The organism is Microbispora oryzae (assembly GCF_017896165.1).
Taxonomy (GTDB): domain Bacteria; phylum Actinomycetota; class Actinomycetes; order Streptosporangiales; family Streptosporangiaceae; genus Microbispora; species Microbispora oryzae.
Genome location: NZ_JAFCNB010000023.1, coordinates 1 through 17533 on the forward strand (window position 1 = coordinate 1; position 17533 = coordinate 17533).

Sequence of the window (17533 nt, forward strand, 5' to 3'; positions counted from 1 at the left end):
CCGCGGGCCCGTGGAACCCCGCCCACCCGGCGCGACAGCCGGGCCACCACCCTGACCACGGCCGCGATTTCACACTCCAGCCGAACCGCTCAGCCAGCCACCGGATGGGCACGAAAGATCGAGGCTAACTATCGGACCAACAGCGCCTCTGACCTTCGTAGGCCGAGGCGCTTTTTCTCTTTTAAGCAGGGCACGTCAGAGCCACGGCACCGACTCGACGTCTCCCGCCCATCGATCGTTTTTAATTGCCTTCTGGTAGGAACCGCTGTACTCCATGTGGTGCAGCAGGAGTAACGTCAGATAGTGATAGCAGAGAAGCCAGGCATCGCGGACGAGGCCTTTGGATTCATATAGCTTCTTCTGAGGCTGTTTGGGATGAACAATCTCATTGCGTATTCGTGTTATCGCGGCAGGACCATCCAGATTGGCATCTTCTGCAAATTTGGCCAACCCTTGCAGAACATCAGCGTCTATATCACATCCAACGTTCGCCCGATTAAGGAGTTCTCGAAGGCGACCGACAGCCTTCAGCCTATCATAGTCTTTTTTACTCATTCCATCTTGCGCCCTCAAGGTTATCCAGGATAAATGCTCGATGGCGGCAAACGCAGTCATAATTCTTTGCTCAACGAACCCCGCAAAATTCATGAGAACCGCAGAAGTCATAAGGAACTGCGTTGAGAATCTCCTATCGGGGTCACTGAAGCGGACAATCGCCTCGTTCAGGTAGTCCCTGATGTCGACCCCTTGCGGCCACCACCAAGCAAGTGCGCCGCTCCGGCCGTTGGAACAGTGGTACGGGGCCCATTCTCGCCAGACCGGCCGATCTTCACCGTCCAGGCCCACTGGTAGAGCTGGAGCCACCCAACGACCCAAGGCGAAAGAAAGTGCGAATTGTAATGCCTTCAGCACTTGCTTCGCGTCCGCGGCCGTGAAGTCCCGCTCGTCCGCGCGCCGCACCTCCATCACATGAGTGACGGCAATCGAGTGCGCTTCTCCCAGTGCACGCCAAACATCCGCATGATCAGGACGTCTATCTATAGTAAGGCGCCACTCTCCAAGAGCGGCTGTCCATCGACCAGTGAACCACTCCAATTGGCTGCCGCCATTAATTCGGATTGGACTTCTCAGGGCCGGCAAGTTCAGCCAGTGAGCGACAATGCGCTTGATTGGCGCTTCCGTAGAGCCGATCTCAAGCCCGTCGAGCCAACCCTCTCGAAAGTTCCGGCGGTGCGCAACGAAGGAGCGGTCGCCTTCCTGTCTCAAAATCAACTCAAGATCATCTATATCCAGAAGATTGGCCCTAAGGCTACCCGGTTCCTCTCCTTCCAACCGCCAGACAAGATCCATGTTTGGAGAGCAGCGGAGCTCTACTACTCCATGTAGGTCAGGATCGGCAAATCCGCCTATTGGACCGTCATATAGGGTTACCGGTTCACCCGGTGCGTTGAACGGATAGATAGGGTCAACGGGAGCGCGAACCGCTCCAATGTCATCCGCCGAGTCATCTGGGGCCATACAGACACGGTAGGCCTCAACGGTAGGGCGCGTAGCCCTCATCGAAGACACGGCCCGTTTTCGCATCCCCCTGATGGAGCCGACTCCGCGAAGCTACAGAGCCGTCCCCGAGGCCGGCTGAGGGACACGGGTCACCGTCCGACTGTTGCGAGGCGGAGCCTTAGGTTCACGGGCTTGAACGTTCTGTCCATCTGTTCTAACGTAATAGCCGTGACAGAGGAACCGTTCACAGACCACGTGCGCCGCCTTCGTTCTGACGGTCTCACCTACAAGGACATGGCCCTCCGTTCGAGCGGAGCACGGTCGTCTGCTTGGTGGCATGGCCTGGTTACGGGGAAGCCCTCACAGCCACCAGAGCCGGAAGTGATTCCCGACATTGCCAAACTGTTTGACCTACCGGAGGAGACGGTGTCCGAGATGATCGCCCTTCAGTGGTACAGCGTTAGGCCATCACGCGGACATAGCGACATGGCTGACAAGGTTGCCCACTTCTACGACCAACTGCCGGAGATGGACCAGCAAGCCGTCAGAGCGGTCGTCAGCGCCTTCTATAGCCATGTAGTGGAAAAACAAGCGCAGGAACTGCAGCGCAGGTACGAGGCCGGAGAGGATCTCCTCGCCCCCTGATCACGTGTGACGTTGCTGTCAGCGTTGCTGTCACTAGAGATCAAAAAGCCCCGGGCCGTGATCGCTCGGGGCGTTTGGGCTGTTCAATGGTGGTGGTCAGGGGCAGGGTCGAACTGCCGACCTTCCGCTTTTCAGGCGGACGCTCGTACCAACTGAGCTACCTGACCTCGGCGGCTGCCGCCGTGCGCGGTCCTGACGGGACTTGAACCCGCGACCTCCACCTTGACAGGGTGGCGAGCACTCCAAACTGCTCTACAGGACCTTTATGTCCGGGAGATTTTCGCTCCCGTGTTGTTCGGCTTGCCTAGCGTACCAGTTCTTCGGAGGTCTTCGACCTTCGTGTCCCCGGTGCGCTCAGCGCCCCGTTGTGCCCCCAACGGGATTCGAACCCGTGCCGCCGCCTTGAAAGGGCGGTGTCCTAGGCCGCTAGACGATGGGGGCTCAGGGACGATGCCCTGTTCCGTGACGCCTTCCGTCGGAGACCTCTGAAGCATAGGGGACGTTTGCCCCCGATGCCAAAGCGGTTGGCGACGGCGAGCCAGTGATCGTTTCCACAGGCGAGGGAACGCTCCCCGGCTCTGGGGAAATTGTACGGCCGGGGTTCGGCTCGATATGCCGCTGACACTGGATCCACTGCTCGCCCAGACCGCCCACGGTGATGTCGTCCCACGCCTGGAGCCGGTGGGTGCTCTTGCTGAAGTAGAGCACCGACGCGGTCAACGGGGTGGGCTCGTCGTGCTCCAGCCCGCGCAGGCCCGCGCCTCCCGTGGAGCCCTGGATCATCAGCCGCGTACCGGTCGGCAGGAGCTCGGTGGAGCGCGCGTGGACGTGCCCGGCCAGGACGAGCGCGACGCGTCCGGACAGTCCGCGGCCGATCGTCGGGTCGTGTACGGCCGCGATGTCGGCGGCGATGTAGTCGGCAGACGACGTGGCGGGCGATCGGGGCCACTCGGGCGGGGCGAGGCGCTGGGCCTCGGTCCGGCCGAGGTTCAGGAGCGACTGGTCGGAGTCGTTCGGCAGCTGTACGGCCTTGTCGGGGGTGAATCGCGGGTCCCCGATGCCGAACACGCGCAGGCCCTTCACGGTGGCGGCGCCGCCGTCCAGCACGATCGCGTTCTTCTGCTTGGCGACCGCCCGCTGGGTGGTCATGGAGTCGTGGTTGCCACGCACGTAGATGTACGGCACGCCGAGGCCGCCGATCTCCTCGACGAACTCGTTCTCGGCCTTGGTGCCGTGGTCGCTGATGTCTCCCGTGTCGATGATCATGTCGACCTTGAACTGGTCCTTGAGCGACCGGATGACACTCCAGCCCACCGGGTTGATGTGCAGGTCGGAGACGTGCAGGACCCTGATCATGTCCGGGTCGGGATCGAAGATCGGCAGGGTCGACCCGGCCTCGTAGAGCTGCGAGACGTTGGTCAGCAGCTTGGTGAGCTGGCCGCGATATTCGGAGAAGCGGTTCACGATGGACTCCGCGCTGCCCACCAGGGACGGCACGCCGGTCAGCAGACCGGTGTAGCGGGGCTCGTACACCGAACGGGGATTGAACGTCAGCGCCGACACGCAGCCGATGACCCCGGCCAGCACCAGGGAGACGGCCCCCGTCCAGCTCGCCGTGGAGACCCTCCGGAAGACCACCAGGCCGGCGAGGAAACCCGCGGCGACCGCGAAGATCACGGCACGGATCACCAGCCGGCGGAGCCCGTCCAGCACGTTGTCCTCGATCAGCCGGGGCAGGTCGACGGTCCAGCGCGGGTTCTGCAGGATCTGCTCCGCCGCGTCGGGGTGAACGGCCTCGATTGTGAGGCTGAGCCGGATCGGACCGTTGTGGCTGTTGAAGTCGAGCGTGCCCAGCGGCCGTACGTCGACGACCGTCTCGCCCCGCCACGACGGCTGGAGTGACATCCCGATGTCGGCCGGGCCCACCGCCGTCTCCACGGAGGCGCCGAGGGCCAGGCCGAGCCAGCCCCCCGCGACCGCCACCAGGACGACCGCGAGGGCCCGCGCGACCCTCCCACTAGCCAGACGTCGGCTGTACGCCTTCCACCGAGAGATCTCCATCTCCTTCCCGACCGACAAAACCGACAGAACCGATGGCACCCGCAGAATCCGCGGGATCCGCAGGGCCGGACGCCAGCCGCGCCCGCATACCCGCGATGATCAGGGACAGGCCATGCTCGAACGAGGCGTCGCTCTGGGGCCCGCCGGTCTCCGCCATGACCGCCCGCAGGTGGGGGTACGGCGCGAGATCTTCCATGGCTTTGTCGAACTGCGACTGATCACTCAGCCCCCGTTCCCGATCCGCCTGCTCCTCATGCACGAACCCGCCCAGAAAGCTCGCGAGCGTGCCGAGGCCCCACATCGCGTCGACTCCGGTGAATCCGGCCCGCTGCAGCGACTCCAGGATGAGCTCGACGGCCTCCAGGGTGGCCCGGCCCGGGTGGGTACCGGCGATGAGACGGGCGGCGTCCCTGTGGGAGTTGAGGACCTCACGCCGGCCACGGATCCAGTCGCCCAGCCAGCTCTCCCATGACTCACCCTCGGCGAGGGGTCGCAGCGGCGGCGACTGCCCCACGCTGATGACCTCCGTCATCTCGTCGAGGAGCTCCTGCTTGCTGCGGAAGTGCCAGTAGAGGGCGGGCGCCTGCACGCCGAGCTCGGCCGCCAGGCGGCGCAGGGTCAGCTTGTCCAGCCCCACCTCGTCGAGAAGCCGGAGGGCGGTGCCGACGATCCTGTCCCGTTCGAGAGCCACGCTTGACAGCTTAACCAGGGCCGAGGAAGCTTAACGTCGTTAAATTTAACGACGTTAAGGAGGCCCTCTTGATACGGACGGAAGGGCTGCGGAAGCGCTACGGCGCCGTCGAGGCCCTGGACGGCATCGACCTCGACGTGCCCGAGGGATCGGTCTGCGGCCTGCTCGGGCCCAACGGGGCGGGCAAGACGACGCTCGTACGCGTCCTCACGACCCTCCTGAGGCCCGACGGCGGCACCGCTCGGGTCGCCGGCTGCGACGTCGTGGCGGACGCGGCCCGCCTGCGTCACCGCATCGGCCTCGCCGGGCAGCACGCCGCCCTCGACGAGGTGCTCACCGGCCACCAGAACCTGGAGCTGTTCGGCCGGCTCTACCACCTGCCCCGCCGTACGGCACGGCGGCGGGCCGGTGAGTTGCTCGACCGCTTCGGCCTGACGGACGCGGGCGGACGGCCCGTACGGACCTACTCGGGGGGAATGCGCCGGAGGCTCGACCTGGCCGCCAGCCTGATCGTGGCGCCGCCGGTGCTCTTCCTGGACGAGCCGACCACCGGCCTCGATCCGCGCAGCCGCCTCGCGCTGTGGGACATGCTGCGCGAACTCGTCGCGGAGGGAACGACGTTGCTCCTCACCACGCAGTACCTGGACGAGGCCGACCACCTCGCCCGGCAGATCGTGGTCATCGACGCGGGACGGGTGGCCGCGGCCGGCTCGCCGTCCCAGCTCAAGGCCAAGGTGGGCGGCGACCGGGTCGACGTCGCCTTCCGGGAGGCCGGCGACCTGGCCCGCGGCGTGGAGGTGGTGCGCGGCGTGCTGCCGGGCGAGCCCGACATCGACCACGGCGAGCGCCGCCTCGCCGTACGGGTCGACGAGGGGGTGGCGGCGCTCGTCAAGGTCGCCACGGCCCTCGACGCGGCCGGGGTCGGCGTCGAGGACCTCGGCCTGCGCCGGCCCACTCTCGACGAGGTGTTCCTGCGGCTGACGGAGGCGAACGCGGCATGACCCTGCTCCTGGAGCCACCGGTCACCGTCCTGGACCGGCTGCGGTGGGGCGTGCACGACACGCTCGTCATCGCGGGCCGCAGCTACGCGCGCCTGCGCGCCCAGCCGGGCGAGCTCGCGGGCGCGCTGATCTTCCCGATCATCATGACGGTGCTGTTCGGGTACGTCTTCGGCAGCGCGATCAAACTGCCCGGCGGGGCCGACTACCGCAGCTACCTGATGCCCGGGATCTTCATGCAGGTGATGGCGCTGGGCGTGGTGGCGTCCGCGACCGCGGGCGCCGAGGACATGGCGCGCGGCGTCATCGACCGCTTCCGGGTGCAGCCGATCGCGCGCGCCGCGGTGCTCGCGGGCCGGAGTGTCGCGGAGATCTCCCGGGGCTTGCTCTCGCTCTGCATGATGGCCCTCTGCGGGGTGCTCATCGCGGGCTGGCGTCCCCACGGCACTCCGTTGGAGACGCTGGCGGGCTTCGCGCTGCTCGCCCTGTTCGGGTACGCCATGCTCTGGGTCGGCACCTACATCGGGCTGTTCGTGCGGAACGGCGCCCAGGCGGACGCGGCCACATTCAGCTGGGTCTTCCCGATGACGTTCCTGGCCAACGCGTTCGTACCGCTCGACGGGCTGCCGGGCTGGCTGCGCCCGCTGGCCGACTGGAACCCGATGAGCGCGGTCGTGAGCGCGGCGCGGCTGCTGTTCGGCAATCCGGGATCCGCGGCGGCCTCATGGCCCCTGCGCCACCCGGTCGTGGCGACGCTCGGCTGGTGCCTGGCGATCCTCGTCGTGTTCGTGCCGCTGGCCGTACGGCGCTACCGGACGACGACCTCCCGTTGATCCACGGCCCTCGCGGAAGGGGCGGATCCGGGCGGGGCGGCGCTTCCGCCGGGGGACGCGGCGGTGCCACGATGACAAGGTGATCGGCATCCCACGCGCGAGGTTCGAGGAGCTCGTCTCCGACGCTCTCGACACGATCCCGCCCGAGCTCGCGCGGGTCATGGACAACGTCGTGGTCGTCGTGGTCGACGACCCGCCCGAGCCGGGGCTCCTCGGTCTCTACACCGGCGTGCCGCTCACCGAACGCGGCGACTGGTACGCCGGGGTGCTGCCGGACCGGATCGAGATCTACCGCAACCCCACGCTGGAGATGTGCGCGAGCGAGGAGGAAGTGGTCAAGGAGGTCCGGGTCACCGTGGTTCACGAGATCGCACACCATTTCGGCATCGACGACGAGAGGCTCCACGAACTCGGCTGGTAATCACCGGTCCGCAAAGCATCGCCACGCCGGATACTTTAAGTAACATGTTGACCACGGCGTGTCAGGCTCGGTGTCGAAGCACGCCCGCGCGATCCCACCCCAGCGGAGACGTCAGCGGAGCGACATTTGGCGGCGACCAAGCCCGGCAGGCTAGCAGGCAGACATCGTCGTCCCCCCGAGGCGCGGGCCACCTATCGGGAGGTCCTCGCGATCAGGGAGTTCCGCGCGCTGTGGCTCGGGCAGGGGATGTCCCTGCTCGGAGACCAGCTCGCCCAGGTGGCGCTGGCCGTCCTCGTCTACGACCGCACCCGGTCGCCCCTGGCCACCGCCGCCGTCTACGCGCTGACCTACCTGCCGCCGATCATCGGGGGGCCGCTGCTCGCGGGGCTGGCCGACCGGTATCCCCGCCGCCGGGTGATGCTCAGCTGCGACGTGCTGCGCGCCCTGCTGCTCGCCGTCATGGCCGTGCCCGGCATGCCGTTCGCCGCCCTGTGCTGCCTGGTCTTCTGCGTGGTGCTGCTCAGCGCGCCGTTCTCGGCCGCGCGGGCGGCGCTCCTGCCGGAGATCCTCGACGGCGACCGGTACGTGGTGGGCTCCGCCGTCCAGAACGTGACCAACCAGGCCGTCCAGATGCTCGGGTTCGCCGTGGGAGGGGCGGCCATCGCGACGCTGGGGCCCTACCGGGCGCTGGCGCTCGACTGCGCCACCTTCCTGGGGTCAGCCCTGATCATCGTCGCCCGCGTGCGGAGGCGTCCGGCGCCGCTGCGCTCCGCACAGGGGAAGCCGTCCATGTGGCGGATGACCCTGGCCGGCTCTCGGCTCGTCTTCGGTGACCGGCGGCTGCGGACGCTCGTGATGTTCGCCTGGCTGTGCGGCTTCTACGTGCTGCCCGAGGGGATCGCTGTGCCCTACGCCGAGAGGCTGTTCGACGGCACGCTGTCCGTACCCGTGATCACCGGGCTGCTCATGGCGGCGATGCCGAGCGGGACGGTCGTCGGGGCGTTCCTGTTCGGCCGCTTCGTCAGCCCCTCGGGGCGGCTGCGGGCCATGGGGTGGCTCTCGATGCTGACGTGCGCGCCGCTCGTGGCCTGTGTCGTACGGCCGCCGTTGGAGGGGGTGCTGGCGCTCTGGGTGCTGTCCGGCATCGGCGGGGCGTACCAGCTCGCCGCGAACGCGGCGTTCGTCCAGTGTGTGCCGGCCGAGGGCCGGGGGCAGGCATTCGGGCTCGTCCAGTCCGGGCTTCTCGCCGCCCAGGGGATCGCCATCCTCATCGGCGGCGCCGCCGCGCAGCAGCTCGGTCCAGAGCCGGTGGCCGCACTCGCCGGAGCCGCCGGGCTGTCGGCCGCCGCCGTGCTCGCCGCGCTCTGGACCGATTCTCGTACGGAGATCATCGCTACGGCCCGGGCCACGGTCACCTGACTCAGCCCTGCGGCCCGTCCTCGGGGCGGGGCGCCGGGGGACCCTGAGGAGCGTCGGGGATGGTGGCGTCGGGCGGCGTCGCGGGGGCGCTCGGAGCCTGGGGAGCCTGCGTCGTGGCGGCACCGGGCCGGCCGTACGGGTGCTGCTCGTAGGACTGCCCCGGGGCGTGCGGCGGGTACGGCGACTGCGGCGCCTCGCCGGACGGCCGGTTCTGGCTCTGCTGGGACCAGTTGCTCTGGGCCTGGTCCCACTTCGACTTCACGTCCTGCCAGACGTGGCCGTCCTTGTTCTTGTCGATCAGGTCCTGCACGATCGAGGCGTCCCTCCCTTCCTCGGGCAGCAGCAACCACGCCACGGCGTACACGCCGATGCCGAGGCCGCCGAAGAAGCTCGCGACACCGAGCGCGAGGCGCAGGATGTTGGGGTCGACGCCGATGTACTGGCCGACTCCGGAGCACACACCGGCGATGATCCTGCCGTTTCTGGTGCGCTGCAGTTGCTTGCTCGAACCGTTGAAGTTCATTTCGCTCATGCCTCCACATTGCGCCGTGGGCGGCGTTGGGGACATCGGGATTCCCCCTGGCCCTACCCCGAGGGCGCCCGGATACCCTGACCGCATGGACGACCTCCTGGATCTCGACGATCAGCTCTCGGCCGAGCAGCGCATGGTCAGGGATGCCGTAAGGGATTGCGTCGCCGACCATGTCCTCCCCTATGTGGGCGACTGGTTCGAACGGGGCGTCTTCCCCGCCCGCGAGATCGTCCCGCGGCTCGGATCGCTCGGCGTGCTCGGCATGCACCTGGAGGGATACGGCTGCGCCGGCCTCGACGCGGTCTCCTACGGGGTGGCCTGCCGGGAACTCGAGGCCGGCGACTCAGGGCTGCGGTCCTTCGTCTCCGTGCAGGGGTCGCTCGCGATGTTCCCGATCTGGAAGTACGGGTCGGAGGAGCAGAAGAGCGAATGGCTGCCGCGGCTCGCGTCCGGCGAGGCCATCGGCTGCTTCGGGCTGACCGAGCCCGATCACGGCTCCGACCCGGCGGGCATGCGGACCACCGCCAAGCAGGACCCTTCCGGAGACTGGATCCTGAACGGCGCCAAGATGTGGATCACCAACGGCTCGATCGCGGACGTCGCGGTGGTCTGGGCCCAGACCGATCAGGGCGTCCGGGGCTTCGTCGTCCCCACGTCCACGCCCGGCTTCTCCGCCCCCGAGATCCACCGCAAACTTTCGCTCCGGGCATCGGTGACGTCCTCGCTCTACCTCGACGACGTACGGCTGCCCGCGTCGGCCGTACTGCCCGGCGTGTCGGGCCTGAAGGGCCCGCTGTCCTGTCTCAACGAGGCGCGCTTCGGCATCATCTGGGGAGTGGTCGGGGCCGCCCGCGCCTGCCTTGAGGCGGCGGCCGACTACGCCACGACGCGGATCCAGTTCGGCAAGCCCATCGGGGCCTTCCAGCTCACGCAGGAGAAGCTGGCGTGGATGGCCGTCGGCCTCGGCCAGGCGGGCCTCACCGCCCTCCACCTCGGCCGCCTCAAGGACGCGGGCGTTCTCAAGCCCCGGCAGGTCAGCTTCGGCAAGCTGGCCAACGTACGCGCCGCCCTCGACATCGCCCGCCAGGCACGATCGGTGCTCGGCGCGAACGGGGTCACCCTGGAGTATCCGGTGATCCGGCACATGAACAACCTGGAGTCGGTGCTGACCTACGAGGGCACCCAGGAGATCCACACTCTCGTCCTCGGTGAGGCGATCACCGGACTGCAGGCCTACCGGTAAGGCCCATTGACGTCGCCGAAGAGCGATACTCTCTGTACCCTGCATCTAGGAGTGTTCCGTAGCTCTTGTCATGGTTCACGGGACACGTCCTGCCCAGGGGCGCTAGCTCAATGGCAGAGCTGCGGACTTTTAATCCGTCGGTTCAGGGTTCGAGTCCCTGGCGCCCCACCGACCAACCACCTGCGAAAACATACTCCTGGAAGATCGCTCCGAGCGGCCGGTGACAGGAGAGATTGACAGGGCACAGCCCCCAGAACAGAACGGGCGGGCGCGGAAAGCCCGCGCCCGCCCGTCACACCCCCACGATCACCCCAGCGCCGGCCCGACCGGAAGGTCGAACACCCCGCCCCTCACGCCCTCGACTTCGACCACGGCTACCAGCCTCGCGTCCCAACCAGGTCTGTGCTCGACCTGCTCACCGAGCACATCGGCCGGGCCGACGAGACACCACGCGACGTGCTCAACTACGTCACCTCCCGCACCCACAAGCTCGGCGCCTACCGCGGCGGCACCAGCGGCTACGACGACGAGGCGCAGGCGTTCGCCGCCGCGCACTTCCACTCCTGCGGCATCCCCACCAGACCCTCGCAGGTCATGATCTTCGCTGGCGGCGCGAAGGGCGCCTTCGCCGCGTTCTTCGCCGCGCTGATGACCCGCCGCGATCACGATCAGCTCCACCACGCCGGCGGAGTGATGCTCGCCCCGGCCGGGTACTACCAGAGCCTGCGGCTGATCCCAGCCCTGTTCGGCGGCAGCATCGACGTCGTCCCGCACCTGACCGGCACGTCCGTACGGGCGTGGCTGTACTCCACCGCCGGACATCCACATCGCTGCATCTACGTGCCGCTGGTCAACAACTTCAGCGGAGAGGTCCTCACCACGCCACGGGCCCGGGCGATCGCCCGTACTGTGCTGAGGTACAACGCTCGCCACCCTCGTACCCCCGTGTACGTGCTGGCCGACGACGTCTACGTAGACAGCTACCTCGACGATGTGCAGGGCCACCCGATCGGCTCCATCACCGGCGAGGACCTTCAAAACCCGCGCCTGGGCGCGATGAGCGACTGGACCCTGTCGGTCGTCACCGCCTCCAAGACGTTCGCCCTGCCCACCTCCCGCATCAGCTTCGCCACCACGACCAACCCGCGGCTGCTCCAGGCGCTCGCGCACTACCGCACCGTCCTCGCGCAGGGCAGGGTCCCTCAGGTGACCGAGCTGACCGCGGCCGCGGCGCTGTGCCTGACCCCACCCAGCTGGGTGGCTGATTGGAACCGCCGCTACCGGCGCCGGCTGGACGATCTGTCCAGCCGCCTCGACGAGATCAACGCCGTCGCTGGGTTCCCCGCCCTCACCATCGGACGCCCCCAGGGCGGGTGGTACCTGCCGCTGCGGATCAACCCGAAGCTGATGCCGGGTGCCACCAGCAGCATGGACGCCTTCTCGGTTCTGCTGCACGCGGCCAGGGTGGCGCTGCTGCCCGGCGAGCTGTTCGGCTACCGCGACTACGCCAACGGCTACGTCCTACGCGGAACGCTCGCGGTCAGCCCGGACGACCTGGCGCGATTCACCGCCGCGTTGAAGGCCACCGTGGTGAAGCTCATCGGCCCCGACGGTCCGGAACAAGTGGAGCTGGCGAAACGCAGAGCACGCCAAGTCGCCGATGTCGACGCGATCCTCGCCAGCTGCACCTATTGATCTTCAGTGATCGCCGGGACAGGCCACACTCGTCTCACTAAGCTCGTTGCCCCCACATGTGGGGCCAGCGATCGGGCATAACACAAGACTAGGAGGGATGCATGGGCGAGGCAGCCACACGCCGGCGGGTGCCAAGGCGGCGGCAGGGCCGCACCACGCAGGTCACCATCAGCGGCGAGGACATCACCCTCATCGCGACCGCCGACGATGACGGACTGCTGGCCGACGTCGCCATCCACTGGGGCAAACACGGCACCGCCACCTCCGGCCTCATGGACATGTACGCCCTCGCCGTGACGATCGCCGTGCGGCACCATGTGCCCCTCACCGAGCTGGTCGCCGAGCACCGCAGCATGTACTTCGCGCCCAGCGGCGCCACCGACGACCCGGACCTCCCGGTGGTGCGCTCCCCGATCGACTGGGTGGTGCGCCGCCTGGCCCTGGACTGGCTGCCGTACGCCGAGCGGACCCAACTCGGCGTGCTGACCTTGCAGGAGCGCCTCGGCGTCGCCCAGGAGCACCTGGACGCCGAAAGCTTCGCGCTGACGTCCGGAACGGCGCCCGCCGACCCGCTGGACGGCGACCGCTGGATGCTGGCCACGACGATCGGCGCCCCACCCGGGCAGTAACCCGCGCCCAAGAAGCTCCAGCCCCTACGGCTGAATCGCGCCGGGTTCCGTGGAGACTCGGCTACTTGGTTTGTGCCGCGGTGAGTGCGGCCTGTTGGTGACGGTAGTAGATGGCTTCGTACTCTGCGGGCGGGATGTCGCCGCAAGCGGTGTGCAGCCGGCGGTGGTTGTACCAGTCGAGGTACTCCAGGGTGGCCAGTTCGACGTCGTCCATGCCTTTCCAGGGGCCATAGCGGCGGATCAGCTCCGCTTTGAACAGCCCGTTGAAGGATTCGGCCAGGGCGTTGTCGTAGGATTAACCGGCTAATGATCTTGTTTTCTGGTGTTGGCCGGTTATAAGAGGGAGTCGCCGCGGCTGCCAACGGAGGCGACCGCGCCGGCGTCGGCCAGGCGCTCGGTGTAGCGAATTGCCAGATATTGCACGCCGCGGTCGGAGTGATGAACCAGTTGCGACAGGTCCGCACCGCTGTCGTGGCCGCGCCGCCAGATGGCCATCTCCAGTGCGTCCAACGCCAGGTCGGTGCGCAGGTGCGTGGCGACCTGCCACCCGACGACCATCCGGGAGTACACGTCGATGACGAAAGCCGCGTATACCCATCCCGACCAGGTACGGACATAGGTCAGGTCGGCAACCCACAGCCGGTTCGGCGCCGGCGCGTGGAACGCGCGCGCGACCAGGTCGGCCGGTCGCTCGGCCTGGTCGGCGGTGATCGTGGTGCGGCGGGCCTTGCCGCGGACCAGGCCGGTGATGCCCAGCTCACCCATGCGCCCACCGCGCGCATCACCCGCCGTATCCAACACCCCGCCGCACCAAGGCCGCGCCGCCACCCCAGCTCAAGGTACTTTCGCGCCTCCGGCGGGGGCCTCCGGTTCCGGGATGATCACCCGCGTACGAGCCGGGGCGTAGGTGGTTGCGGTGCTGATCGGGCGACCGCTTCACGATTCATTGACACTCTTCTGATGACCGCGAAGGAGCGCTTGCGCTTCATTGGATGCTGCTTCCGCCTCTGCGGGGCGATCCAGCGCCGAGAAGGTGGCGCCGAGATTGGACAGCGAGGCGGCGAGGTCGGGACGGTACCGGTCCGGGTAGGCCTCGGCCAGCTCCCGATAGATGGTCACCGCATCCTGCGCCGGGGGCAGGGCCTCAGCGGGGCGGTCCAGCTCCAAGAAGGTGGCGCCGAGATTGGACAGCGAGCGGGCGAGGTCGGGACGGTACCGGTCCGGGTAGGCCTCGGCCAGCTCCCGATAGATGGTCACCGCATCCTGCGCCGGGGGCAGGGCCTCAGCCAGGCGGCCCAGTTCCGAGAACCGCACGCCCAGGTTGGACAGCGAGGCGGCGAGGTCGGGACGGTACCGGTCGGGATAGGCCTCGGCCAGCTCCCGGCGAATGGTCACCGCCTCCTGCTCGACCGGCAGGGCCTCAACAGGGCGGCCCAGCTCCGAGAACCGGATGCCGAGGTTGGACAGCGAGGCGGCGAGGTCGGGACGGTACCGGTCCGGGTAGGCCTCGGCCAGCTCCCGATAAATGCTCACCGCCTCCTGCTCGACCGGCAGGGCATCGTCGGGCCGCCCCAGCTCAGAGAACCGCACGCCCAGGTTGGACAGCGAGCGGGCGAGGTCGGGACGGTACCGGTCGGGATAGGCCTCGGCCAGCTCCCGGCGTATGGTCACCGCCTCCTGCGCCGGGGGCAGGGCATCGTCGGGACGGCCCAGCTCAGAGAACCGGATGCCGAGATTGGACAGCGAGCGGGCGAGGTCGGGACGGTACCGGTCGGGATAGGCCTCGGCCAGCTCCCGGCGAATGCTCACCGCCTCCTGCTCGACCGGCAGGGCCTCAACAGGGCGGCCCAGCTCCGAGAACCGGATACCGAGGTTGGACACCGAAGCGGCGAGGTCGGGACGGTACCGGTCGGGATAGGCCTCGGCCAGCTCCCGGCGTATGGTCACCGCCTCCTGCGTGGGAGGCAGGCCCTCAACGGGGCGGCCCAGCTCCGAAAAGGTGGAGCCGAGATTGTTCAGCGAGGTAGCGAGGTCGGGACGGTACCGGTCCGGGTAGGCCTCGGCCAGCTCCCGATAAATGCTCACCGCCTCCTGCTCGACCGGCAGGGCCTCAGCCAGGCGGCCCAGCGCCGAGAAGGTGAAGCCGAGATTGGACAGCGAGTCGGCGAGATCGGGACGGTACCGGTCAGGATAGGCCTCGGCCAGCTCCCGGCGAATGCTCACCGCCTCCTGCGCCGGGGGCAGGCCCTCAACGGGGCCGCCCAGCTCCAAGAAGGTGGAGCCGAGATTGGACAGCGAGCGGGCGAGATCGGGACGGTACCGGTCAGGATAGGCCTCGGCCAGCTCCCGATAAATGCTCACCGCCTCCTGCTCGACCGGCAGGGCCTCAGCCAGGCGGCCCAGCGCCGAGAAGGTGAAGCCGAGATTGGACAGCGAGCGGGCGAGATCGGGACGGTACCGGTCAGGATAGGCCTCGGCCAGCTCCCGATAAGTGCCAACCGCCTCCTGGGTGGGAGGCAGGGCCTCAGCCAGGCGGCCCAGCTCCAAGAAGGTGGAGCCGAGATTGGACAGCGAGCGGGCGAGATCGGGACGGTACCGGTCAGGATAGGCCTCGGCCAGCTCCCGATAAGTGCCAACCGCCTCCTGGGTGGGAGGCAGGGCCTCAGCCAGGCGGCCCAGCGCCGAGAACCGCACGCCCAGGTTGGACACCGAAGCGGCGAGATCGGGACGGTACCGGTCGGGATAGGCCTCGGCCAGCTCCCGATAAGTGCTAACCGCCTCCTGGGTGGGAGGCAGGGCCTCAGCCAGGCGGCCCAGCTCCGAGAAGATGGAGCCGAGATTGGACAGCGAGCCGGCGAGATCGGGACGGTACCGGTCAGGATAGGCCTCGGCCAGCTCCCGGCGAATGGTCACCGCCTCCTGCTCGACCGGCAGGGCATCGTCGGGGCGGCCCAGCTCAGAGAACCGCACGCCGAGATTGGACAGCGAGGTGGCGAGATCGGGACGGTACCGGTCGGGATAGGCCTCGGCCAGCTCCCGGCGAATGGTCACCGCCTCCTGCGCCGGGGGCAGGGCATCGTCGGGACGGCCCAGCGCCGAGAACCGCACGCCCAGGTTGGACACCGAAGCGGCGAGATCGGGACGGTACCGGTCGGGATAGGCCTCGGCCAGCTCCCGCAAGATGGTCACCGCCTCCTGGGTGGGAGGCAGGGCCTCAGCCAGGCGGCCGAGCTGGCTGAGCAGGGCGCCCTTGATCATGAGCCATTGACCACGCTCGGCACTACGATCAGCCGGGGGAAAGGTGTCGAGAACCTTGCCGGCGATGATGGCGTCCGCCTCGGCGAGGGCCAGCGACGGATAGGGCATGGCGTTTGAGATCGCGATCAGCGTCTCCCGGGGCGCTTGCAGCTCGGCAGCCACGCGACTGACCAGAGGCAAGATACGTTCCAACAGGGACTCAGCGGCCTCGTAGTCGGTCGAAGCCCGACCCAGCACGATCAACGCCTGCTGAGTCTGGATGTCGTCCAGCTTGGTCAGGCACGCCCGCGCCAAGTCATCGGAGGCGGCAAGCTGGTGGGTCACATGCAACTCCGCCAGCCGATCCGGGCGCAGGCTGCCCAACCAGCCCTCTCCACCATCAGGGGGATACAACCCGCGCAACCACTCGGCGATCTTCCTGCTCTGGGGCACGCCCGGCACCCGACCGACTATCGCCACCGCCTCAGCGGCCGTTCGCGCCCCGAGCAGTGCCCCCGCGGCGACGATCTGGGCCAGCATCTCTCCAGTCAGACCGGCTGGCCCGTCACACAGCCCCATCGCTTCAGCGCTGCCCCGCCAGAACCGCGCCTCATGTCCCAGCAGATCCTCAAGGACCATGCCAAGATCCACGCGTACGGTACGCAACCCTCCCGACTCTCGGGCAGTCAACAGGCCCACCAGCGCCGCCGCATGCAGGTCGAGGATGCGCGCCCGACCGACGGTGTCGCCAAAGACAACCTTCGGGGCCGCGGTTACCCCCAACTCTCGGGCGAAGTCCACAACCGCGGCGTCCACCACCTCGGCGTCGGTCATCTCCGCTTTCACCTGCGGCGACAAGACCATCAGCTCAACGGTGGCACGGGCATGCGCCTCGCGAACCGGGCGCTCTGCCGAGCCCAGCCGATCCCACCACTCGCCGACATCACGGGCCAGCAACAGCAACCGCACCCGCTTGCCGTCATCGGCCACCACCGACCGCAGCAACGCCTCCAGCCCCCGGCGCGTCTCGGCATAGTCCACGACCACCAGCACGTTCGCCTGGGAGACCTCCCGCCACCGCTCCAGTGCTGTGGCCTCCGCGCGCGCTCCCACTTGGATCACGCCCCACGTGCGCGTATCCAGGCGTGAGATCAATCGAAGCATCAGCCGTGTCTTGCCGACACCGCCCGGCCCGGTCACCAACCGCACCCGCGCCGCCGATGGGTCCGCGCACCAGGCCTCCAACGCGGCCAGCTCCACCTCACGGCCGACGAAGTCAACCGCTTCACGATGCGGCGCGAGCAGACTCGCCGGCCCGGTGTCGCCACTGGTCAACTCGGCCACCGACCGCGCCGTCTCCCTGGCCCGGCCACGCTCACGGACCGCGTCGTAGACGGTTGGGGCGAACGCCCCCGACACCGCACCGACGATGCCCCCCACCCAGGCCCAGGACGTATCGCCGAACACCTGCCCGACCGCCGCCCCCGCGCTGGCCAGTCCCACTCCCAGGCCTCCGGCAGCCAAGGACCGTTTCGCACCGCCCATGGCCTCCATAGTGGAAGCCGCCCATACGCCTGTCGCCCTCCGTCACCACAACGTGATCCAGGGGCGGTGGAGGGCTACGTTTCC

Annotated in this window: 13 protein-coding genes, 4 tRNA genes and 1 pseudogene; 9 read left to right on the plus strand and 9 right to left on the minus strand. The window is 68.1% G+C overall.

Annotated elements, in window-relative coordinates; translation table 11 throughout:
- Positions 1 to 195: 195 nt before the first annotated feature.
- Complete coding sequence (locus JOL79_RS28650) at positions 196 to 1350, minus strand: YopA family protein (protein WP_210159028.1); 1155 nt, start codon at positions 1348 to 1350, stop codon at positions 196 to 198.
- Positions 1351 to 1728: 378 nt separating this feature from the next.
- Between JOL79_RS28650 and JOL79_RS28655 the strand changes: the two genes are divergently transcribed.
- On the plus strand, positions 1729 to 2145 hold the full coding sequence (locus JOL79_RS28655) for a helix-turn-helix domain-containing protein (RefSeq protein WP_210159029.1): 417 nt from the start codon (positions 1729 to 1731) through the stop codon (positions 2143 to 2145).
- A gap of 90 nt (positions 2146 to 2235) precedes the next feature.
- On the opposite strand, the gene JOL79_RS28660 is transcribed toward JOL79_RS28655, so the two are convergent.
- From JOL79_RS28660 to JOL79_RS28680, 5 genes are all read right to left on the minus strand, one after another.
- Positions 2236 to 2312, minus strand: a tRNA-Phe gene (locus tag JOL79_RS28660).
- Positions 2313 to 2332: 20 nt separating this feature from the next.
- Positions 2333 to 2407: transfer RNA gene (locus JOL79_RS28665), tRNA-Asp, on the minus strand.
- Between the two features lie 106 nt (positions 2408 to 2513).
- A tRNA-Glu gene (locus JOL79_RS28670) sits at positions 2514 to 2586 on the minus strand.
- A complete protein-coding gene (locus JOL79_RS28675) occupies positions 2587 to 4206 on the minus strand; it encodes a metallophosphoesterase family protein (protein ID WP_210159030.1) in 1620 nt (539 codons plus the stop codon). It abuts the tRNA gene before it with no gap.
- Positions 4163 to 4897, minus strand: coding sequence for a TetR/AcrR family transcriptional regulator C-terminal domain-containing protein (locus JOL79_RS28680; RefSeq protein WP_210159031.1), 735 nt, complete (start codon positions 4895 to 4897; stop codon positions 4163 to 4165). Before JOL79_RS28680 ends, JOL79_RS28675 begins: the two co-directional genes overlap by 44 nt.
- Before the next feature lie 68 nt (positions 4898 to 4965).
- Between JOL79_RS28680 and JOL79_RS28685 the strand changes: the two genes are divergently transcribed.
- The 4 genes from JOL79_RS28685 (at position 4966) to JOL79_RS28700 (ending at position 8568) form a co-directional block, all read left to right on the plus strand.
- Entirely contained in the window at positions 4966 to 5898 is a 933-nt protein-coding gene (locus JOL79_RS28685; protein ID WP_230985670.1) for an ATP-binding cassette domain-containing protein, read from the plus strand.
- Positions 5895 to 6728, plus strand: coding sequence for an ABC transporter permease (locus JOL79_RS28690; RefSeq protein WP_210159032.1), 834 nt, complete (start codon positions 5895 to 5897; stop codon positions 6726 to 6728). The genes JOL79_RS28685 and JOL79_RS28690 overlap by 4 nt, the downstream gene beginning before the upstream one ends.
- Positions 6729 to 6807: 79 nt before the next feature.
- A complete protein-coding gene (locus JOL79_RS28695; RefSeq protein ID WP_210159033.1) occupies positions 6808 to 7149 on the plus strand; it encodes a metallopeptidase family protein in 342 nt (113 codons plus the stop codon).
- Positions 7150 to 7275: 126 nt separating this feature from the next.
- Positions 7276 to 8568 (plus strand): MFS transporter, encoded by a 1293-nt coding sequence (locus tag JOL79_RS28700; RefSeq protein ID WP_210159034.1) that lies wholly within the window; start codon positions 7276 to 7278, stop codon positions 8566 to 8568.
- Position 8569: 1 nt separating this feature from the next.
- Here the strand turns inward: JOL79_RS28700 and JOL79_RS28705 are convergent, their stop codons facing one another.
- Positions 8570 to 9100, minus strand: a complete 531-nt coding sequence (locus JOL79_RS28705; RefSeq protein WP_210159035.1) for a PspC domain-containing protein — start codon at positions 9098 to 9100, stop codon at positions 8570 to 8572.
- An 85-nt stretch (positions 9101 to 9185) separates the two neighbouring features.
- Between JOL79_RS28705 and JOL79_RS28710 the strand changes: the two genes are divergently transcribed.
- From JOL79_RS28710 to JOL79_RS28725, 4 genes are all read left to right on the plus strand, one after another.
- The gene (locus JOL79_RS28710) at positions 9186 to 10343 is read left to right on the plus strand and encodes an acyl-CoA dehydrogenase family protein (protein ID WP_210159036.1); all 1158 of its coding nucleotides are present in this window, start codon (positions 9186 to 9188) and stop codon (positions 10341 to 10343) included.
- 96 nt (positions 10344 to 10439) lie between these two features.
- Positions 10440 to 10511, plus strand: a tRNA-Lys gene (locus JOL79_RS28715).
- A gap of 234 nt (positions 10512 to 10745) precedes the next feature.
- Positions 10746 to 12038 (plus strand): aminotransferase class I/II-fold pyridoxal phosphate-dependent enzyme, encoded by a 1293-nt coding sequence (locus JOL79_RS28720; RefSeq protein WP_210159037.1) that lies wholly within the window; start codon positions 10746 to 10748, stop codon positions 12036 to 12038.
- Between the two features lie 101 nt (positions 12039 to 12139).
- Complete coding sequence (locus JOL79_RS28725) at positions 12140 to 12667, plus strand: TSCPD domain-containing protein (protein ID WP_210159038.1); 528 nt, start codon at positions 12140 to 12142, stop codon at positions 12665 to 12667.
- Between the two features lie 61 nt (positions 12668 to 12728).
- On the opposite strand, the pseudogene JOL79_RS34625 reads toward JOL79_RS28725, so the two are convergent.
- A pseudogene (locus tag JOL79_RS34625) lies at positions 12729 to 13491 on the minus strand (IS3 family transposase); the annotation flags it as partial.
- 112 nt (positions 13492 to 13603) lie between these two features.
- Positions 13604 to 17407, minus strand: coding sequence for a tetratricopeptide repeat protein (locus JOL79_RS28740; RefSeq protein ID WP_210159040.1), 3804 nt, complete (start codon positions 17405 to 17407; stop codon positions 13604 to 13606).
- Positions 17408 to 17533: the final 126 nt, after the last annotated feature.